The sequence below is a fragment of the Planococcus sp. VCh962 genome (genome assembly GCF_057748275.1).
This window is the reverse complement of record NZ_JBYLHS010000001.1, coordinates 281,115-299,768: the sequence shown is the minus strand read 5'-3', so window position 1 is coordinate 299,768 and position 18,654 is coordinate 281,115. Positions and strand designations below refer to the sequence as shown.

Here is an 18,654-nt window from a genome sequence, read left to right as displayed (position 1 = left end):
ATTCACTCCCATGTTCTTCAATCAGGTTTTACAGAAAAATCAATGGCGAGCCGGATAACTGCAATTTTGTTCCGGGCAATGACGATTGTCTTTCTGCGTGTTTTGATTTTAACTTCAATTTCTACTTCCTCTTCGTTGTAAGACAACAGGTAACCTTCGAACTCTTTTGCATTTTCAACAGGTTCATACGTCTTAATATAGATGTACTTCCCACGCGCATTTTCGAAATCCTTTTCTTTTTTCAATGGGCGTTCTGCACCAGGTGAAGAAACTTCCAGGAAATAATTCTGCTCAATCGGATCAAGTTTATCCAATATCTCGCTTAACTTTTCACTGACAAGTGCACATTGATCAATATCAATTGGCGCTGCCGGATTGTCTACATAAACACGTAAAAACCAGCTGCGTCCTTCTTTTATGAATTCTACATCTACAAGTTCTAAATGCAGTTCTTCCGTGATGGGCAATGCGATTTGTTCAATTTGTTCTGTAATTTTGCTCATATATGCCTCCCGCCGATTTATTCCATAACAACAGAAAAGAGCGGGAGAACCCACTCTTCTGCGACAGAGCTATCAGTAAATGTTATTACAATAATACCATATTTCCTATTGCTGTGCAACTTACTAGAACAGCGACAGCTGATTGGCGTCCGGCATACCCTCTAGGCATCCGTGATCATCCATGTATTCAATAATGGTCTTGGAAACACGTCCGCGCTGCTGCAAGTCTTCTTTCGATAAGAAGGTGCCCTGCTCTCGGGCGGCAACAATGGATTTCGCCGCGTTTGTGCCCAGTCCCGGGATTGCATTGAATGGAGGGATCAGTGTCTTGCCTTCAATGATGAATTGGTCAGCAGACGATTTATACAAATCGACCTTCTGGAATGAAAAGCCTCGTTCAACCATTTCAAGCGCCAATTCCATGACTGTCAATAAGTTCTTTTCCTTGGTTGATGCTTCAAGTCCTTTAGCATTGATTTCATCGATTCTCGCCCGGATCGAATGAGACCCTTTGGCCATTGCATTGACATCGAAATCTTCCGCTCGGACGGTAAAGTACGCTGCGTAATAAAGAATCGGGAAGTGTACTTTGAAATAGGCGATGCGCACTGCCATCAATACATAAGCGGCAGCGTGGGCTTTCGGGAACATGTACTTGATCTTTTTGCATGATTCAATATACCAGTTCGGCACGCCTTCTTTTTTCATCGCTTCTTCCATTTCCGGTGTCAGCCCTTTACCTTTTCGCACCGACTCCATGATTTTGAACGCCAGCGAAGATTCCAATCCCTGATAAATCAAATAAACCATGATATCATCCCGGCAGCCAATTACGTCTGATAGTTGGCAAGTGCCGTTTTGAATCAGTTCTTGTGCATTGCTGAGCCATACGTCTGTTCCATGGGAAAGCCCTGAAATCTGGACAAGCTCGGAAAAAGTCGTCGGTTTTGTTTCTTCAAGCATTTGGCGCACGAAACGCGTTCCGAATTCCGGGATGCCGTACGTTCCTGTTTTACAGCCGATCTGCTGCTCGGTTACACCTAAAGATTCCACTCCTGAAAAGATTTTCATCACTTCAGGATCATCTGTCGGGATTGTTTTCGGATCGATGCCTGACAAATCCTGCAGCATCCGGATAACGGTTGGATCATCATGTCCCAGAATATCAAGTTTCAAGAGGTTATCGTGGATCGAATGGAAATCAAAGTGAGTCGTTTTCCATTCAGAATCCTGTGCATCCGCTGGAAACTGGATCGGCGAGAAATCGTAGATGTCCATATAATCCGGCACAACGATAATTCCGCCCGGGTGCTGGCCAGTGCTCCGTTTGACTCCAGAACAGCCTTGCACCAGCCGGTCTATCTCAGCGCCGCGGATTGTCATGTCTCTGTCGTTGGCATAACCGCGGACATAGCCGTAAGCCGTCTTTTCTGCAACCGTACCGATCGTTCCGGCACGGAAAACATTGTCTTCCCCGAATAACTCTTTTGTATAGTTGTGTGCTCTGGCTTGGTAATCGCCACTGAAGTTCAAGTCGATATCGGGAACTTTATCCCCTTTAAATCCAAGGAATGTCTCAAACGGAATATCTTGTCCTTCTTTTTGATAAGGGATATCGCAATCCGGGCAATTTTTATCCGGCAAATCAAATCCGGAACCGACCGACCCGTCATCGAAAAACTCGGATTTTTTGCATTTGGAACAAATATAATGCGGCGGCAGCGGATTGACTTCTGTAATCTCCGTCAACGTCGCTACCAGTGAAGATCCGACGGAACCTCGTGAACCTACCAAATAACCGTCGTCCAATGATTTTTTTACAAGCTTATGTGAAATCAGGTAAATAACCGCGAAGCCGTGCCCGATAATCGATTTCAATTCTTTTTCAATACGTGCTTCTACAATTTCAGGCAGAGGAGATCCATAGATTTCATGGGCCATATTATAGCTGAGCTCCCGCACTTCTTCATCCGCACCTTCAATTTTTGGTGTATAGAGATCATCTTTGATCGGCTTCACCGTCTCAATCATATCGGCAATTTTATTGGAGTTTTCAACCACTATTTCATGGGCTGTTTCCTCCCCTAAAAATTCAAAGGCATCCAGCATTTCATTTGTCGTTCTGAAATGGACTTTAGGCAGTTTATGGCGGTTCAACGGATTGGCGCCACCTTGGGAACCGATCAGCACCTGTCGGAATATCGCATCATTTTCATCCAGGTAATGGACATTGCCTGTCGCCACTAACGGAATTTCGAGCTTTCGGCTCACCTTCACCAATTTACGGATAATGTCCTCCAAATTCCATTCGTCACGTACCAGTTCACGCTCGATCAAATGGGAATATACTTCTTTTGGATGGACTTCCAGATAATCATAGAACCCTGCTGTCTGTTCAACTTCCTCCATCGATTTTTGCATCACTGCTTCAAACACTTCGCCTTTATCGCAGCCGGAACCGATCAATAAGCCTTTTCGGTGCCGTTGCAATAAAGAACGTGGAATGCGCGGGACACGGTAGAAGTAATCAATATGTGAAGCAGACACGAGCTTGAACAGGTTTTTCAACCCTTCTTCATTTTGCGCCAATATTGTACAATGGGTCGGCCGTGAGCGTTTGTATGCGTCACCTGCACCGACATAATCATTCAACTGGTCGTGATACAGAATCCCTTTTTGATGAGCTTCTTTTAATAAATGCGTCATCAAATACGAAGTTGCTTCGGTGTCGTAGATCGCCCGGTGATGCTGGGTCAATTCAATGCCGAATTTTTTTGCCAGCGTATTCAGCCGGTGGTTTTTCAATTCGGGATGAAGCATACGGGCAAGTTCCAGCGTATCGATTGTCGCATGTTTCTTATCGATGCCGTATTTTTTATAGGCTACATACAAAAAGCCCATATCAAATGATGCATTGTGAGCGACCATGATATGGTCGCCGGCCCATTCGTGGTAATTCCGGATAACCTCTTCCACTTCAGGCGCGTTTTTCACCATATCGTCCGTAATCCCTGTCAAGTCGATCGTCGTTGCAGACAATGCATGATGAGGATTTGCAAAACTCTCGAATTTATCAATTATTTGGCCGCCTTTGATCTTTACCGCAGCAAGTTCGATGATGGTATCGTAAACGGCAGACAAACCGGTTGTCTCCAAGTCGAATACCACAAATGTTTCTTCTTCCAATAAGACATGCCGCTCTTCAAAAGCAATTGGCACACCGTCATCCACTAAATTCGCTTCTAATCCGAAAATCGCTTTGATGCCATATTTTTTACTGGCTGCATATGCATCTGGAAACGACTGAACTCCAGCATGGTCAGTAATCGCAATAGCGGGATGACCCCATTTTGCCGCTTGGCTAACAAGTGAATCAACAGAAGATACCGCGTCCATTGCACTCATTGGCGTATGCAAATGCAGTTCGGCCCGTTTTTGCTCGGCAGTATCCTGCCGGAGCTGTGGATTGATTTCTACCATATCCTGAGCCATCATCACTAAATCCCGGACAAACGTATCCATTTGAATGGAACCGCGTGCCTTTAACCACATTCCTTTTTTGACATTAGCCATATGTTCTGCATCTTCTTTATCACGTGAGAACATTTTCACTAATATCGAGTCCGTGTAATCGGTCATTTTAACGGTTAGCAAAGAACGTCCGCTTCGCAGTTCACGCACTTCCACATCAAATACAAATCCTTCGATCGTCACCCGGCGTTCCTCATCGACAATGGATTTGATTTCCGATATTTTTTCATCCGGCTTGATTGCAATCCCCATTTGGAAAGGACCGGACGGCACGCCATTTTCCTTGCGGTCCGTTTCCCTTTTCTTCATATCGGCTAAAGCTTTTTTCGCCATTTCCTCTTCTTCGATCTGCTTCTGTTCCAAAAAGGCTTTATGGGCTGCTCCTTGGTCTCCTTCAGACAATTGGAAATCGATGGCAAAGCGAGGGAATCCGAACTGCTGGTAAACTTCTGCAAGTTTATCGCTATATTTCGATTTTAAAGCCATCATTTCATGTTCATGGCTGCAGCACAGCAATAATTTCTGACCGTTCCATTCCGGCACTTGCGACTGCAATTGCTGGCGCAGAGGCGGCGCCATATCCGAGAATTCTTCTACTACATAGCGCCAGTAATCCATGACCAACTGTCCTTCAGCTGCTGAGGTCTCGCTTTCTATAGCAATTTGCACCGAGGCAATAGATGAAAAGCTTGTATTTAAACGTTCTTTTAATTGAAGATATAGTTGCAGCGGCAGAATTTGTTTTACTTTGATCAGAAAACGCCAAGTCCGCTCTTTTTTATGGACCGTCATCCGTGTCAGTTCAGCCTCTTCGAAAAAAGGCATATGCACATCGTCTGTTAAGTCCAGATGCTGAAGAAGTAGCTTGAATCGCATCTTTGAATCCTGCTGGTTTGTCATAACTATCCCCTTCGTAACAGATTTATTAATAAGAATAAAGAAAGGAAAGTACAATTGTACTTTCCTTTCATCATATCAGATTTGTTGATTATTTTTTAAAGAATTGCTGCAATTGGTCCAGTAATTCTTCTCGTTTCCATTCAAAAGTTTCTCCAGTGCGGCGATATTTCACTTCTAAAATTCCTTCAGAAGCTTTTTTGCCGACCGTAATGCGCACAGGGATGCCGATCAGGTCTGCATCAGCAAATTTCACTCCTGCACGTTCATTGCGATTATCCAAAAGAACTTCATATCGGTACGATTTCAATAATTCATACAAATCTTCACCCAGTTCACGCTGTGTTTCGTCTTTCATGTTGACAGGCACAACGTGCACATCATAAGGGGCAATGATATCCGGCCAAGTAAAACCGTTGTCGTCTTGGAACTGTTCAGCGACAGCTGCCATGACCCGTGAAACCCCGATGCCGTAGCATCCCATGATATAAGGCATCGCTCTTCCCTGGTCGTTCAGGAACGTCGCTTTCATCGGTTCGCTGTATGTTGTGCCAAGTTTAAAGATATGGCCGACTTCGATTCCTTTAGCGAATTGGATAACGCCTTCACCATCCGGCGATGGGTCGCCTTCCTGGACAAAGCGAAGGTCTGCATACGATTCAACTGTAAAGTCTTTTTCAGGATTGACGTTAATGAAATGGAACCCATCTTCGTTCGCGCCAGTTACACCGTTAACGATTGATTTGACTGCTTTGTCTGCGTAAACCTTGATTGATGAAGGCAGTTTCACCGGTCCTAAAGAACCGATTTCACATCCCAGTAATTCCTGAACTTCTTCAGGCTCGGCAAGGTCGATAATCGATGCTCCCGTTGCATGCTTCACTTTGACGTCATTAATTTCATGGTCGCCGCGAGATAAGACAATCACTAAATCTTCATCTGCTTTGAATACCAATGTCTTAATGCATTTTTCCGGAGTGGTATTCAAAAATTCAGCCACATCCACAATGGTTTTCTGGTCTGGAGTCGATACTTTCTCCATCTCTTTCAATGCTTCATCTGATTTCGGATAATCCACTTTTACTGCAGCCATTTCAATATTGGCCGCATAGGAAGACGTGTCCGAATAGGCGATCGTGTCTTCACCTATCTCAGACAGCACCATAAATTCATGGTTATCTTTTCCGCCGATCGCTCCTGAATCTGCAATAACCGCACGGAAATTTAAGCCAAGACGTGTGAAAATATTAGTATAAGCCTGCATCATATCATTATAAGTATCATCCAAGCTTTCTTTTGTTGCATGGAATGAATAAGCATCTTTCATCAAAAATTCACGGCCGCGGAGCAAGCCGAAACGCGGCCGCTTCTCATCCCGGAATTTTGACTGGATCTGGAATAAATTCAACGGCAATTTCTTATATGATTTGATTTCATCGCGCAGAAGGCTTGTAATGACTTCTTCATGTGTTGCGCCAAGAGCGAACTCACGGTCATTGCGGTCTGTCAACCTCATCAATTCGTCGCCGTATGAATACCAACGGCCCGTTTCCTGCCATAATTCCGCTTGCTGCAATGCTGGAAGGAAAACTTCCACACTGTCCGCAGCTTCCATTTCTTCACGGATCACCGTTTCCACTTTTTGCAGAACCCGTTTTCCTAATGGAAGAAATGAATAAATGCCGCTTGTGTTTTGGCGGATAAATCCAGCCCGCAATAAAAGCTGATGCGATTTAACATCCGCATCAGCCGGTGTTTCTCTTAATGTAGGGATAAAAGTTGCTGATTGTCTCATTCCAAAATGCACCTCAACTGACTATTTAATTTTTTCTTTTTAAACTATGTCTTGATATTCCGCAAAACAGCTACGCTTGCCGCGGGCGAGCGCCAAGCCTCCTCAGTCGCTTCGCGCCCTGCGGGGTCTCGGCTGTCTCGCTTTCCCGCAGGCGTCTCCGCTGTTTTGCTTCATATCTTTAAATTAATTAAAACAACATAAAAGTGTAATTTATTTGCATACTCTGTAATAGATTGATGGATTGTAGTGAAAGGCGGCGACTCCAGCGGGAGCAGCGAAGCGACATGCGCTGAAGGCCCCGCAGGAAAGGCATTGGCCGAAGCCTGCGAGGGCACGTCTTTGCGACGAAGCTAGCGCAGCGATGCAGGAGCATAGCGATGAGGAGACTGAAGCCATGCCCGCGGAAAGCGTCCGCCTGTAACGAAAATCAAGCTTATTAATTAAGTTTAATTAAAAGAAGAATTTCTGTATATCGTTCCAAGTTACAACAATCATCAAGAGCATAAGCAGCATGATGCCGACAAAATGGACCATTCCTTCTTTTTGCCGATCGACCGGCTTGCCACGGATTCCTTCAATGATAAAGAACATCAATCGGCCTCCGTCAAGTGCTGGAAGCGGCAATAAGTTCATGATCCCTAAGTTGATGCTCAGCATACCGGCCCAGCTCATCAAAGTGAAGATGCCGTATTTGGCGACTTCTTCAGTGGTTTTGTAAATTCCGACCGGACCTGACAATGCATCAATTGTAAATTGGCCAGTCACCAGCATGCCCAGCAAACGGAAAATTTCCTTGAACCAGAATACCGTTTGTTCGGCGCCATATGCAAACGAACCAAGAACATCTTTTTCAAGAGGGCTTCGGTATAAAACCCCTATAACCCCTACTTTTTCAGGAGATTGTTCCGATACTTCAGGTGTGATTGTGAAATCTAATGTCTGTCCGTCGCGTTCAACTTTGAATGGCAGCGGGTTCCCGGCATTGTCTTGGACTGCTTCTACCAATTCATTCCATGAGCCGATTGCTTTGCCATCAATTTCAGTGACCAAATCTCCATTTTGCATTCCGGCTTCAGCAGCCGGGCTGTCTTCTGTCACTTCTGTTATCACAGGTTCGTTCGTTGGAATTCCCTGCATCAAACCGATAGCTGTAAAGATAAAGAAAGCCAAAATAAAGTTAAACAGCGGCCCTGCCAAAATTGTCATGAAACGGTGGCCAAGGCTTTTTGAATCGAATTGTCGATCATAAGGAGCCAGTATCGTTTCTTTGCCGTTTTCTTCAACGACAGCATCACGAGCCACTCCAATACGGACAAATTGATCGTCTTCGTCATATCCTTTAATGTATAGCTCTTTCTCCAAATCCGCTTCTTCAACTTCCATAAATAGAATATCCGGATACATCGTCTTCTGATTCATGATGATTTTTTTAGCAAGGCCATCCTTATTCAACAAAACACCGATGCGGTGCCCTGCTTGAAGATGGATGGTATCCATATCTTCCCCCGCCATACGGACATAACCGCCAATCGGCAATAAACGCAATGTGTAAACCGTCTCGCCTTTTGTAATGCCTAGAATCTTCGGTCCCATTCCGATTGCAAACTCACGCACCAAGATCCCTGCACGTTTTGCAAAAAGAAAGTGGCCAAATTCATGAAAAAATACTAAAGCACCGAAAATAATTATAAACGCTAGAACTGTTTCCATTTAAACCCATCCTTATAAACCGTTTTCGGTTTTAATCTTTAGTTATTTTAGCATGTTTTTAACGGTTTTTCTTGTTTCAGCATCTACGTGTAAAATCGTTTCTAAATCCGGCTTTGAGACCACTTGGTGATCATGCATCGCACGTTCGATGAGCTCTTCAATCTGTAAAAATTTAATTTCTTCATTTAAAAACATCGCAACAGCTTGTTCATTTGCTGCATTTAAAACAGTCGTCATCGTGCCGCCCGTTTTTCCAGCCTCAAAGGCCATTTTTAGCGCACGGAATCGTTCGTAATCCATTTCCTGAAAATGCAGCTTGCCGATTTCCGCCAGATTCAGCCGCTTCGCTTCTGCACGAGGAAGCCTTTCCGGATAAGTCAAAGCGTATTGGATGGGCACTCGCATATCCGGTGTGCCAAGTTGGGCCATGACGCTGGTATCGTGGAATTCCACCATCGAGTGGATAATGCTTTCCCGATGCAGCAGCACTTCGATATCTTTATAGTCAAAATCAAACAAAATATGAGCTTCGATCACTTCCAACCCTTTATTGACCATGGTGGCAGAATCGATGGTTATTTTCGCACCCATCGACCAATTCGGATGGTTTAATGCTTCTTTAACCGTAACGTCTTTTAAATCGGCCCGTGCAGAATCGCGGAAACTCCCGCCTGATGCTGTCAAAATCAGCCGGCTTGCCTGTTCTCTTTTTTCACCGTTCAACGCTTGAAATAAGGCTGAATGCTCGCTGTCGACGGGAAGTATTGTAGCCCCATATTCCTTGGCACTCTGCATGACAAGATGTCCAGCAGTAACAAGAGTTTCTTTATTGGCGATTGCTACAGTTCTGCCTAGTTTGATAGCTTCCAAAGTTGGCTTTAGGCCAACACTCCCGATTACGGCATTAACCAGGATGTCTGCGTCATATGTAGCCGCTTCAATCAGCCCTTGATCGCCATGTACGATAGAAACCTCGGGAAATTCTTTGCCAATCTCAATGGCATCTTTTTCATTTTGCACACAAACGATTTCCGGATGGAATTCACGGATAAATTTCCGGGTAACCTCCATGTTCTTTCCTGCAGAAAAACCCTTTAATGAAAAGTCGTTTTCATGCTCCCGTATAATATCAGCTGTTTGCACACCAATGGAACCGGTAGCTCCCAGCAAAATTATGCTCTTGCCCATTCAGACGCTCCCTTTCTCAAATGAAATGTAAAAAATGAAGTAGCGGCATAACAAACAGGATACTGTCAAACCGGTCAAGGATACCTCCATGGCCAGGTAAGATATGTCCTGAATCTTTCACATTGAAATGCCTTTTTAATGCAGATTCAACCAGATCGCCCATTTGGCCGAATATCGATGCAACGATTGTCACTATAATAAGAAGCAGAACAGGCTTATCCAAATCGATGAAATAATTCAAAACCACTCCGATCCCGATGGCCCAAATGATGCCTCCTACAAAGCCTTCTACGGTTTTGTTTGGCGATATCTCTGGCCATAGTTTGCGTTTGCCGATTTTTCGCCCAGTGAAATAAGCCCCTGAATCCGTAAACCAGACGATAAACAATGCATAGATGATAAATGCCAGCCCAGCTTCGCGCGTTTCAATCGTGTAATAAAAGCCCATTCCTAAATACAAGGTACCAAGCACTGCAAACGCCGCATCATCAAATGTAAAACTGTTTTTAACCACGACAGTATGTATAAGAAGTAAAATAACTGCTAAAAATGCAAACTCCACTTTTATATAACCGGTCCATTCGAATATTTGAAGCGCCCATGTATCAGGCAGCATAAGTGCATACAATGCAAAAAGAGCGATAAGCCCTGGAATACTCCATAAATTGCGGCCTTTCATATTAAGCAATTCCTGCAATCCGACTGTTCCCAATGCGTACATCAGAAGTGTAAAAGGTGTTCCTCCGATATAAACAAAAGGAATGAAAAGAGCCGCAGCAATGATTCCAGTTATAATGCGCTGTTTCAATTTGCTTCTTCCCCTTTCAATCCTCCAAATCGGCGATTTCGTTTTTGATAATTCTCAATCGCCTCCAACAAAGATTCTTCTCCAAAATCAGGCCATAAAGTATCGGTAAACCAAAATTCTGTATAAGCCAGTTGCCAAAGCATGAAGTTGCTTAACCGCACTTCTCCACTCGTTCTGATCAATAGATCCGGCTCCGGCAATTTGCTGGTCATCAGTCCTTCGGAGATATGTTCCTCTGTAATAGCAGCGATATCTAATGTTCCTGCTGCCACTTGAGCTGCAATATCTTTAACCGCATCCACAATCTCGGCACGGCTTCCGTAATTTAAAGCAAAGTTCAATACAAGGCCGGTATTATCCTTTGTGGCTTCTTTCGCTTTTCTGATGGCTTCAATGGTGTGTGAAGGCAAGTTCTGATGATACCCCATCATTTCTACCCGTACATTTTCTTCAATCAATTCCGGCAGAAAAGTGGACAGGAATTCTTCAGGAAGCCGCATCAGAAAATCAACTTCCATTTTCGGGCGTTTCCAATTTTCGGTGGAAAAAGCATAAAGAGTTAGGACACTGACTCCTAAATGGCTCGCCAGCTTTGTAATTTTCCGGACTGTCTTCATTCCTTCGTGATGGCCTGCAACTCTAGGAAGCGACCGTTTTTTAGCCCAACGTCCATTGCCATCCATGATAATAGCAATATGCGCCGGAACCCCTTCTTGGGCAACGGCATATGTGCGCTCTTCATATTCCGGGATCGTGTCCGCCATTCGTTTTAATAATTTATTGAACATAGTTTAATCCTCCACCTATTGCAAATCGGCATATCTACTGCTTATCATATCAAAAAAATCGACATTGTGCGCTTTCTTTGATGCAGCAACGCGTATTTCGGCATGAAAAAGCGTCCTGTTAAACAGGACGCCCGGCATTAATGAAAGTTCGAATTATACTTCCATTATTTCTTTTTCTTTGTTTTTTGCCACTTCATCGATTTTTGCAATGTGTGAATCCGTCAATTTTTGCACTTCATCTGAATAACTGCGTAAATCATCTTCTGTTATCTCGCTCTTTTTCTCGAGTTTCTTAAAATCATCGTTAGCGTCCCGGCGAATGTTGCGGATACCGACTTTCGCCTCTTCTGCTTCTTTTTTCACTTGTTTCACAAGGTCTTTCCGGCGTTCTTCAGTTAAAGCTGGAATAGCCAAACGAATTACTGTGCCGTCATTCGAAGGGCTTAGACCTAAATCAGATTTAAGAATCGCTTTCTCGATATCACCCATAATCGTCTTATCATAAGGTTGGATGACGATTAAACGTGCTTCCGGAACAGAAACTCCCGCTACTTGGTTTATCGGTGTAGGAGCTCCGTAATAATCGACTGTCAACTTGTTTAAAATTGAAGGATTTGCACGACCTGCTCGGATCGAAGAAAGTTCACGTGAAAAAGCTTGAATCGCATTTTCCATTTTCGTTTTCGTTTCGTTCATCACATTTTTCGGCATTATAAAGTTCTCCTCACTACTGTCCCGATTTTTTCACCGAGTACAGCCCGTTTTATATTTCCATTTTCCATAATTGAGAATACTACGAGTGGGATATCATTGTCCATACAAAGTGTGGAAGCTGTTGAATCCATGACTTGCAAGCCCTGCTGAATCACATCAAAATAGGATAGCTCTTCATATTTAACTGCTGAATCATCTGTTTTCGGATCAGCTGAATAAACGCCGTCCACATTGTTTTTCGCCATTAAAATGACATCGGCTTCAATTTCAGCAGCGCGAAGTGCAGCAGTCGTATCTGTAGAAAAATAAGGATTGCCTGTGCCGGCAGCAAAAATAACAACCCGTTTTTTCTCTAAGTGGCGAATTGCTCTTCTGCGGATATAAGGCTCAGCCACTTGGCGCATTTCAATGGAAGAAAGGACACGGGTTTCTACCCCTTGTTTTTCCAATGAATCTTGCAATGCCAACGAGTTCATGACTGTTGCCAGCATTCCCATATAATCCGCTGTTGCACGGTCCATTCCCATTTCAGAGCCGATCTTGCCACGCCAGATATTTCCGCCGCCTACAACTACAGCGACTTCCACACCAAGTTCCACAACTTCTTTTACTTGGCTAGCTACGGTTTTGATGATTTCAGGAGACAAACCGAAACCTTGTCCGCCTGCCATCGCTTCTCCACTTAGTTTTAGTACAATGCGCTTATATTGTTGAACACTCATCGGTACCCTCCATTACACTTTTATTGAAAAATAGGGAACACCTTTCAGTGTTCCCCGGGTTGAAACATATAGAATAAACCTTATTTTTTGTTTACTTGGCTCATTACTTCATCTGCAAAGTTATCTTCGCGTTTTTCAATGCCTTCTCCAACTTCGTAACGGATGAATTCTTTAACAGTACCGCCAGTTGAAGCTGCGAAATCACGAACTTTTTGATCAGAATTCTTAACGAATGCTTGGTCAAGCAAGCAAACGTCTTCGAAGTATTTACCAAGGCGGCCTTCAACCATTTTAGCTACAATGTTTTCTGGTTTGCCTTCGTTAAGCGCTTGTTCTGTCAATACTTTACGCTCGTGTTCTACTTCATCAGCAGAAACTTCGTCGCGTGAAACGTATTTCGGGTTCAAAGCAGCGATGTGCATTGCGATATCACGAGCAGCACTGTCATCAGTAGAGTTTTCAAGAACAACTAATACTGAGATGCGTCCACCCATGTGAAGGTAAGGACCAAAAGCATCAGCGTCAGTTTTAGTACGGATTTCAAAGCGGCGCAAAGTGATTTTCTCACCAATTTTAGCGATAGCGTTTGAAATGTGGTCTGCAACTGTAGAACCGTTAGACATTGTCGAAGCAGTAGCTTCTTCAATTGTAGACGGTTTTGTTTCGATCAAGTGCTCGCCTAATTCTTTCACCAAAGTTTGGAAGCCTTCGTTTTTCGCTACGAAATCTGTCTCAGCGTTTACTTCGTAGATTACTGCGTCATTGTCTTTTACAAGGATTGAAGTAATCCCTTCAGCTGCAATGCGGTCAGCTTTTTTAGAAGCACTTGAAAGGCCTTTTTCACGCAAGAAATCGATTGCTGCGTCAATATCGCCATCTGTTTGAACTAATGCTTTTTTGCAATCCATCATACCTGCGCCTGTTTTTTCACGCAATTCTTTTACCATTTGAGCTGTAACTGCCATGATTAAATTCCTCCTTAGAATATATACGATTTCTCAAAAAAAGGTGATAAGTGGGGTTGGCCGCTTATCACCTGTACTACTTGTGAATTACTCAGCAGCAACAGCTGGAGCTTCTTCGTCTTCTTCCGGTTTTGACTCAAGCAAAGCGTCTGCCATTTTACCAGTCAATAGCTTAACTGCACGGATTGCATCGTCGTTTGCAGGAATTACATAATCGATTTCATCCGGATCACAGTTAGTATCAACGATACCTACGATAGGAATGTTCAATTTAATAGCTTCTGCTACAGCAATGCGTTCTTTGCGTGGGTCAACTACGAACATTACGTCCGGCAGTGAACTCATATCACGGATACCGCCAAGGAATTTAACAAGGCGTTCGTGTTCTTTTTTCAATTGAACTACTTCTTTTTTCGGTAGAACATCAAAAGTTCCATCTTCTTCCATGCGCTCGATTTGTTTCAAACGGCTAACACGTTTTTGGATTGTACCGAAGTTAGTAAGCGTTCCACCCAACCAGCGTTGGTTGATGTAGTAGTTACCAGAGCGCTCTGCTTCTTCTTTGATAGCATCTTGAGCTTGTTTTTTCGTTCCAACGAATAGTACTTTACCGCCTTCTTCGCCCACTTGTTTCATGAAGCTGTAAGCTTCCTCCAATTTGCGGACTGTTTTTTGAAGATCGATAATGTAGATACCGTTACGCTCAACGAAAATATATTTTTTCATTTTCGGGTTCCAACGGCGAGTCTGGTGGCCAAAGTGTACACCAGCTTCAAGCAATTGTTTCATAGAAATTACTGACATGTGTGTTTCCTCCTGATAGGTTATTTTTCCTCCGCATTCTTCTTCTCTGAACCGTTACTTGTTCCAAGCACCTGCGACTCAAATCAAAATGCGTGTGTATTTAACACCATTTGAAATTATACCACGGCCGCTAATAGAATCGCAAGAAGTTTCTCTCATAAAAAATACTTTAGTTTGATGTTGTTGTGCTATTCCTCAAACTGGCTGCCAGGGAGTAATGCTTTATTGGCGCGGATCCGCATCGGTCGGGGGCGACTTGAAAAGTCGCGCGTGCACTTTAGGTATGGCTTTCACAGGAAGTTGTGCATAAACCGCTCATCTTCCTGCTTCGCTCCACCCTTGGACGCGCATCGCTTGATGGAAGGTTCATCTGTAGGCATGTGAAGATGCAACGGCTTTTACCGGTAGAATGAATAAAAGAGCATCAATATTTTTCAAAAAGAAAAAGAGGCTATCCTTTTGGGACAGCCTCTTTTAATCTTACTTAGTTCATTTTCAATTGTTCTAATTCAGCTAGGAATTTTGTGTTCAATACTTTAATGTATGTCCCTTTCATTCCTAGAGAACGTGATTCGATAACGCCGGCACTTTCAAGTTTGCGAAGAGCGTTAACGATAACCGAGCGAGTGATTCCTACGCGGTCAGCAATTTTTGAAGCGACAAGCAAACCTTCGTTGCCATCAAGTTCTTCAAAAATGTGTTCAATCGCTTCAAGTTCACTGTATGAAAGTGAAGAAATCGCCATTTGAACAACCGCTTTGCTGCGTGCTTCTTCTTCAATGCGGTCGCCTTTTTCACGAAGGATTTCCATCCCTACTACCGTTGCACCGTATTCACCCAAAATCAGATCATCGTCTTCAAACGGCTGATCAACGCGGCCAAGTAGAAGCGTTCCTAAACGCTCTCCCCCGCCAATAATCGGAACGATTGTTGTTAAACCGCCTTTAAACAATTCGCGCTCTTCCACTGGGAAGATCGTGTGGTCACTGTTTACGTCCAAGTTTGCTGACGTTTCTGTGATGTTTGATAAGTTTTGAGTGTATTCAAGTGGGAATTGGCGTTCTTCCAGCATCCCTTTCATACGTTCGTTTTCGATTTGCTGGTTTACTGCGAAACCTAGCACTTTACCTTTACGGCTTACAACGAAAGCGTTGCATTCAATTACTTCGCTTAAAGTTTCAGCCATATCCTTAAAGTTAACTGGCTTTCCTGCTGCCGCTTGCAGCATCGAGTTAATACGTCTTGTTTTTTCCAATAAATTCATTTAAATGAACCTCCTACAGTTTCAAGCACTATTTATTAAATATTCTAAAGGTTTTTACTCTTTTTTGAAACTTTTTTGCCTTGAATTACAAGATAAATTGTGACAAATCTTTATTTTTCGCCACATTTTCAAGTTTTTCGTTCACATATTGAGGAGTAATGTCAATTTGTGCAGGCGATATCTCTGCTGCCTCAAATGATAAGTCTTCCAACAAGCGTTCCAAAATTGTATGGAGACGGCGAGCTCCTATATTATCGGTTTCCTGATTCACTTCATAAGCAATTTCCGCGAGTCTGACTATTGACGCATCAGTGAAGTGTACCATAACTCCCTCGGTTTCGAGAAGGGCTTTGTATTGATTAATCAAAGAATGTTTTGGTTCTGTTAAAATTTTGACAAAATCATTCACTTCTAATTTCTGCAATTCAACTCGAATCGGGAAGCGCCCCTGCAATTCAGGGATAAGATCTGAGGGTTTAGTCATATGGAATGCGCCTGCTGCTACAAACAGCATGTAATCCGTTTTGACTGCACCGTATTTTGTAGATACCGTTGACCCTTCGACAATCGGCAAAATATCACGCTGCACTCCTTCTCTTGACACATCCGCGGACGAAGTACTGTTTTTACTAGCGATCTTATCCATTTCATCGATAAATATGATGCCCTGCTGTTCAGAACGCTGAATCGCTTCCATTGCGACTTCCTCATTATCCACCAGCTTGGCTGCTTCTTCAGCAATTAAAATTCGGCGCGCTTCTTTAACCTGCAAACGTCGCTTTTTCTTTTTCTTTGGCATCAATGAAGATAAAGCGTCTTGCATATTTGCGCCCATTTGTTCCATTCCCGAACCTTGCAAGGCGTCAAACATAGATGGGATATTTTCTTCCACTTCTACAATGACCCATTCATCTTCCAGTTTGCCGGCTTTTAAATCCCCGGCAATTTCTCTTCTCTTCACGCGCACTTCCACTTCAGCAGTCGGATCTTCTTCTTCTGATTCCATTTTTTGTCCAAAAAGCATTTCAAGTGGATTCTGGCTATTCGGCTTTTTCTTGCGTGAAGGTGCAAGCAGTTTTACGATTCGTTCATTGGCTGCGGATTCCGCCTGGAACTTAACTGCTTCAAACTTTTCTTCTTTAACAATTCGTACAGCTGCTTCCACCAAGTCCCGCACCATCGATTCAACGTCGCGGCCAACATAACCCACTTCCGTGAATTTAGTGGCTTCCACTTTTACAAATGGCGCTCCGGTCAACTTGGCAATGCGTCTGGCAATTTCCGTTTTCCCTACACCGGTCGGGCCAATCATCAAGATGTTTTTGGGAATCACTTCATCGCGGAGTTCCTCATCCAGCCGGCTGCGGCGGTATCGGTTGCGCAAAGCGATTGCGATTGAACGTTTGGCATCTTTTTGGCCGACGATAAAACGGTCAAGATGGTCAGTAATTTGTCTAGGAGTCAAATCTTGCTGTTTTTTCATTTGGACAACTCCTCTACTACGATTTGATGGTTAGTGTAGACGCAAATATCAGCTGCGGTTTCTAAAGCGGATTTGGCTATTTCAGCCGCTGTCATCTGGTCCCCTGCAAACTTTTTCAAAGCTCGTCCTGCAGCGAGTGCATAATTTCCTCCTGACCCGATCGCTAATATCCCGTCATCAGGTTCAATCACTTCTCCGGTCCCGGACACGAGTAATAACTCATCTTTGTTCATGATGATCAGCATGGCCTCTAATTGGCGAAGCATTTTATCTCCCCGCCATTGCTTGGCCAATTCGACAGCAGCACGCTGCAAGTTGCCATTGTATTCGGTGAGCTTGCCTTCAAACATTTCAAATAAAGTAAAAGCATCTGCAACAGAACCTGCAAAGCCCGTCAAAACTTGGCCGTTGTATAATTTCCGCACTTTTCTCGCCGTGTGTTTCATTACTACTGCATTGCCAAATGTGACTTGGCCGTCGCCAGCCATTGCACATTCACCGTTATGCTGAACTGCGAATATCGTTGTTGCATGAAATTGCTGCATATAGATGTCTCCTCTCTAAGCTCGTGGATGTGAATTCAAATAAGTTTTTCTCAAATGCTCTTTTGTTACATGCGTATATACTTGTGTTGAACTTAGGTGCGAATGCCCCAGCAGCTCTTGCACAGTCCGCATATCAGCTCCATTGTTCAGTAAGTGAGTTGCAAATGTATGGCGGATCATGTGGGGATAAATCGATGAATTGACAGATGCTTTTTTCATGCATTCACTTAAAATATGCCGAATGCCTCTATCAGTCAGTGGTTCACCGCGGTTATTGACAAACAGTCCCAGATGTTCTTGCTTCTTCATCAACTTTGGACGAACTTCATCAATATAAAGTTCCAAAGCATCGTGTGCAAACTGGCCGTATGGAATATACCGTTCTTTCCGGCCTTTCCCCATAACCTTCACAATCTGTATTTGCCGATCCAAATCCTGCATCCGAATTGATACACACTCGCTGACCCGCATCCCGGTGGCATACAGCAACTCAAGCAAAGCTGTGTTTCGGATTGATAAATTATCTTCGCCTTTCACTGACGCAAATAACACTTCCATTTCTTCTTCGTAAAAAAATTGTGGAAGCCGTTCTTCTTTTTTGGGATGGTATAGCGAACGGAAAGCTGCTTCGCTCAGTCCGAATTCCCGATTGCCGTATTTGAAAAAAGAACGGATCGCTGAAATTTTCCTGGATATTGTCACGCGCGACAATTGGGCATCATATAATTGAGTCACATAATTTCTTGCATGCAAATATTCTACATCCCGTATCTCTGGCACTTTTTCTTTTTCCAAAAACAGAAAAAAATCCTCCAAATCTTTTTCATAATGGTGGACGGTGTGCTCAGAGTAATTTTTTTCGAGTTGAATGTAAGCCATAAAAGATTTGAGCATTTCTTCTTTCTTCATCCAATGCACCCACCTTTTTTCACAAATA

Annotated in this window: 15 protein-coding genes; all 15 read right to left on the bottom strand. The window is 43.5% G+C overall.

The annotated features are described in order from the left end of the window. Positions 1–17 precede the first annotated feature (17 nt). Positions 18–503 carry a ribosome maturation factor RimP gene (gene rimP, locus AC3AQ9_RS01560; protein WP_488305705.1) on the bottom strand — a complete coding sequence of 162 codons (486 nt, stop codon included), beginning with the start codon at positions 501–503 and terminating at the stop codon, positions 18–20. A gap of 123 nt (positions 504–626) precedes the next feature. After that, a complete protein-coding gene (locus AC3AQ9_RS01555) occupies positions 627–4,934 on the bottom strand; it encodes a PolC-type DNA polymerase III (protein ID WP_488305704.1) in 4,308 nt (1,435 codons plus the stop codon). Between the two features lie 88 nt (positions 4,935–5,022). After that, on the bottom strand, positions 5,023–6,726 hold the full coding sequence (locus AC3AQ9_RS01550; RefSeq protein WP_488305703.1) for a proline--tRNA ligase: 1,704 nt from the start codon (positions 6,724–6,726) through the stop codon (positions 5,023–5,025). A 450-nt stretch (positions 6,727–7,176) separates the two neighbouring features. Then, positions 7,177–8,436: an RIP metalloprotease RseP gene (gene rseP / locus AC3AQ9_RS01545; RefSeq protein WP_488305702.1), complete on the bottom strand. Its 1,260-nt coding sequence runs from the start codon at positions 8,434–8,436 to the stop codon at positions 7,177–7,179. A gap of 42 nt (positions 8,437–8,478) precedes the next feature. After that, on the bottom strand, positions 8,479–9,624 hold the full coding sequence (gene dxr, locus AC3AQ9_RS01540; RefSeq protein ID WP_488305701.1) for a 1-deoxy-D-xylulose-5-phosphate reductoisomerase: 1,146 nt from the start codon (positions 9,622–9,624) through the stop codon (positions 8,479–8,481). Between the two features lie 16 nt (positions 9,625–9,640). Next, complete coding sequence (locus AC3AQ9_RS01535) at positions 9,641–10,432, bottom strand: phosphatidate cytidylyltransferase (protein WP_488305700.1); 792 nt, start codon at positions 10,430–10,432, stop codon at positions 9,641–9,643. After that, positions 10,429–11,220 carry an undecaprenyl pyrophosphate synthase gene (uppS, locus tag AC3AQ9_RS01530; protein ID WP_488305699.1) on the bottom strand — a complete coding sequence of 264 codons (792 nt, stop codon included), beginning with the start codon at positions 11,218–11,220 and terminating at the stop codon, positions 10,429–10,431. The genes AC3AQ9_RS01535 and uppS overlap by 4 nt, the downstream gene beginning before the upstream one ends. A 153-nt stretch (positions 11,221–11,373) precedes the next feature. After that, positions 11,374–11,931 carry a ribosome recycling factor gene (gene frr, locus AC3AQ9_RS01525; RefSeq protein ID WP_488305698.1) on the bottom strand — a complete coding sequence of 186 codons (558 nt, stop codon included), beginning with the start codon at positions 11,929–11,931 and terminating at the stop codon, positions 11,374–11,376. Continuing rightward, positions 11,931–12,656 carry a UMP kinase gene (gene pyrH / locus AC3AQ9_RS01520; protein WP_488305697.1) on the bottom strand — a complete coding sequence of 242 codons (726 nt, stop codon included), beginning with the start codon at positions 12,654–12,656 and terminating at the stop codon, positions 11,931–11,933. The genes frr and pyrH overlap by 1 nt, the downstream gene beginning before the upstream one ends. Positions 12,657–12,736: 80 nt before the next feature. Beyond that, complete coding sequence (gene tsf, locus AC3AQ9_RS01515) at positions 12,737–13,621, bottom strand: translation elongation factor Ts (RefSeq protein ID WP_488305696.1); 885 nt, start codon at positions 13,619–13,621, stop codon at positions 12,737–12,739. A gap of 87 nt (positions 13,622–13,708) precedes the next feature. Continuing rightward, positions 13,709–14,425, bottom strand: a complete 717-nt coding sequence (gene rpsB / locus AC3AQ9_RS01510; RefSeq protein ID WP_300989601.1) for a 30S ribosomal protein S2 — start codon at positions 14,423–14,425, stop codon at positions 13,709–13,711. 484 nt (positions 14,426–14,909) lie between these two features. Continuing rightward, positions 14,910–15,689: a GTP-sensing pleiotropic transcriptional regulator CodY gene (gene codY / locus AC3AQ9_RS01505; RefSeq protein ID WP_488305695.1), complete on the bottom strand. Its 780-nt coding sequence runs from the start codon at positions 15,687–15,689 to the stop codon at positions 14,910–14,912. Positions 15,690–15,774: 85 nt separating this feature from the next. After that, positions 15,775–17,172 carry an ATP-dependent protease ATPase subunit HslU gene (hslU, locus tag AC3AQ9_RS01500; RefSeq protein WP_488305694.1) on the bottom strand — a complete coding sequence of 466 codons (1,398 nt, stop codon included), beginning with the start codon at positions 17,170–17,172 and terminating at the stop codon, positions 15,775–15,777. Beyond that, complete coding sequence (hslV, locus tag AC3AQ9_RS01495; RefSeq protein ID WP_300989604.1) at positions 17,169–17,717, bottom strand: ATP-dependent protease subunit HslV; 549 nt, start codon at positions 17,715–17,717, stop codon at positions 17,169–17,171. The genes hslU and hslV overlap by 4 nt, the downstream gene beginning before the upstream one ends. Before the next feature lie 15 nt (positions 17,718–17,732). After that, positions 17,733–18,626 carry a tyrosine recombinase XerC gene (xerC, locus tag AC3AQ9_RS01490; protein WP_488305693.1) on the bottom strand — a complete coding sequence of 298 codons (894 nt, stop codon included), beginning with the start codon at positions 18,624–18,626 and terminating at the stop codon, positions 17,733–17,735. Between the last annotated feature and the right edge of the window lie 28 nt (positions 18,627–18,654).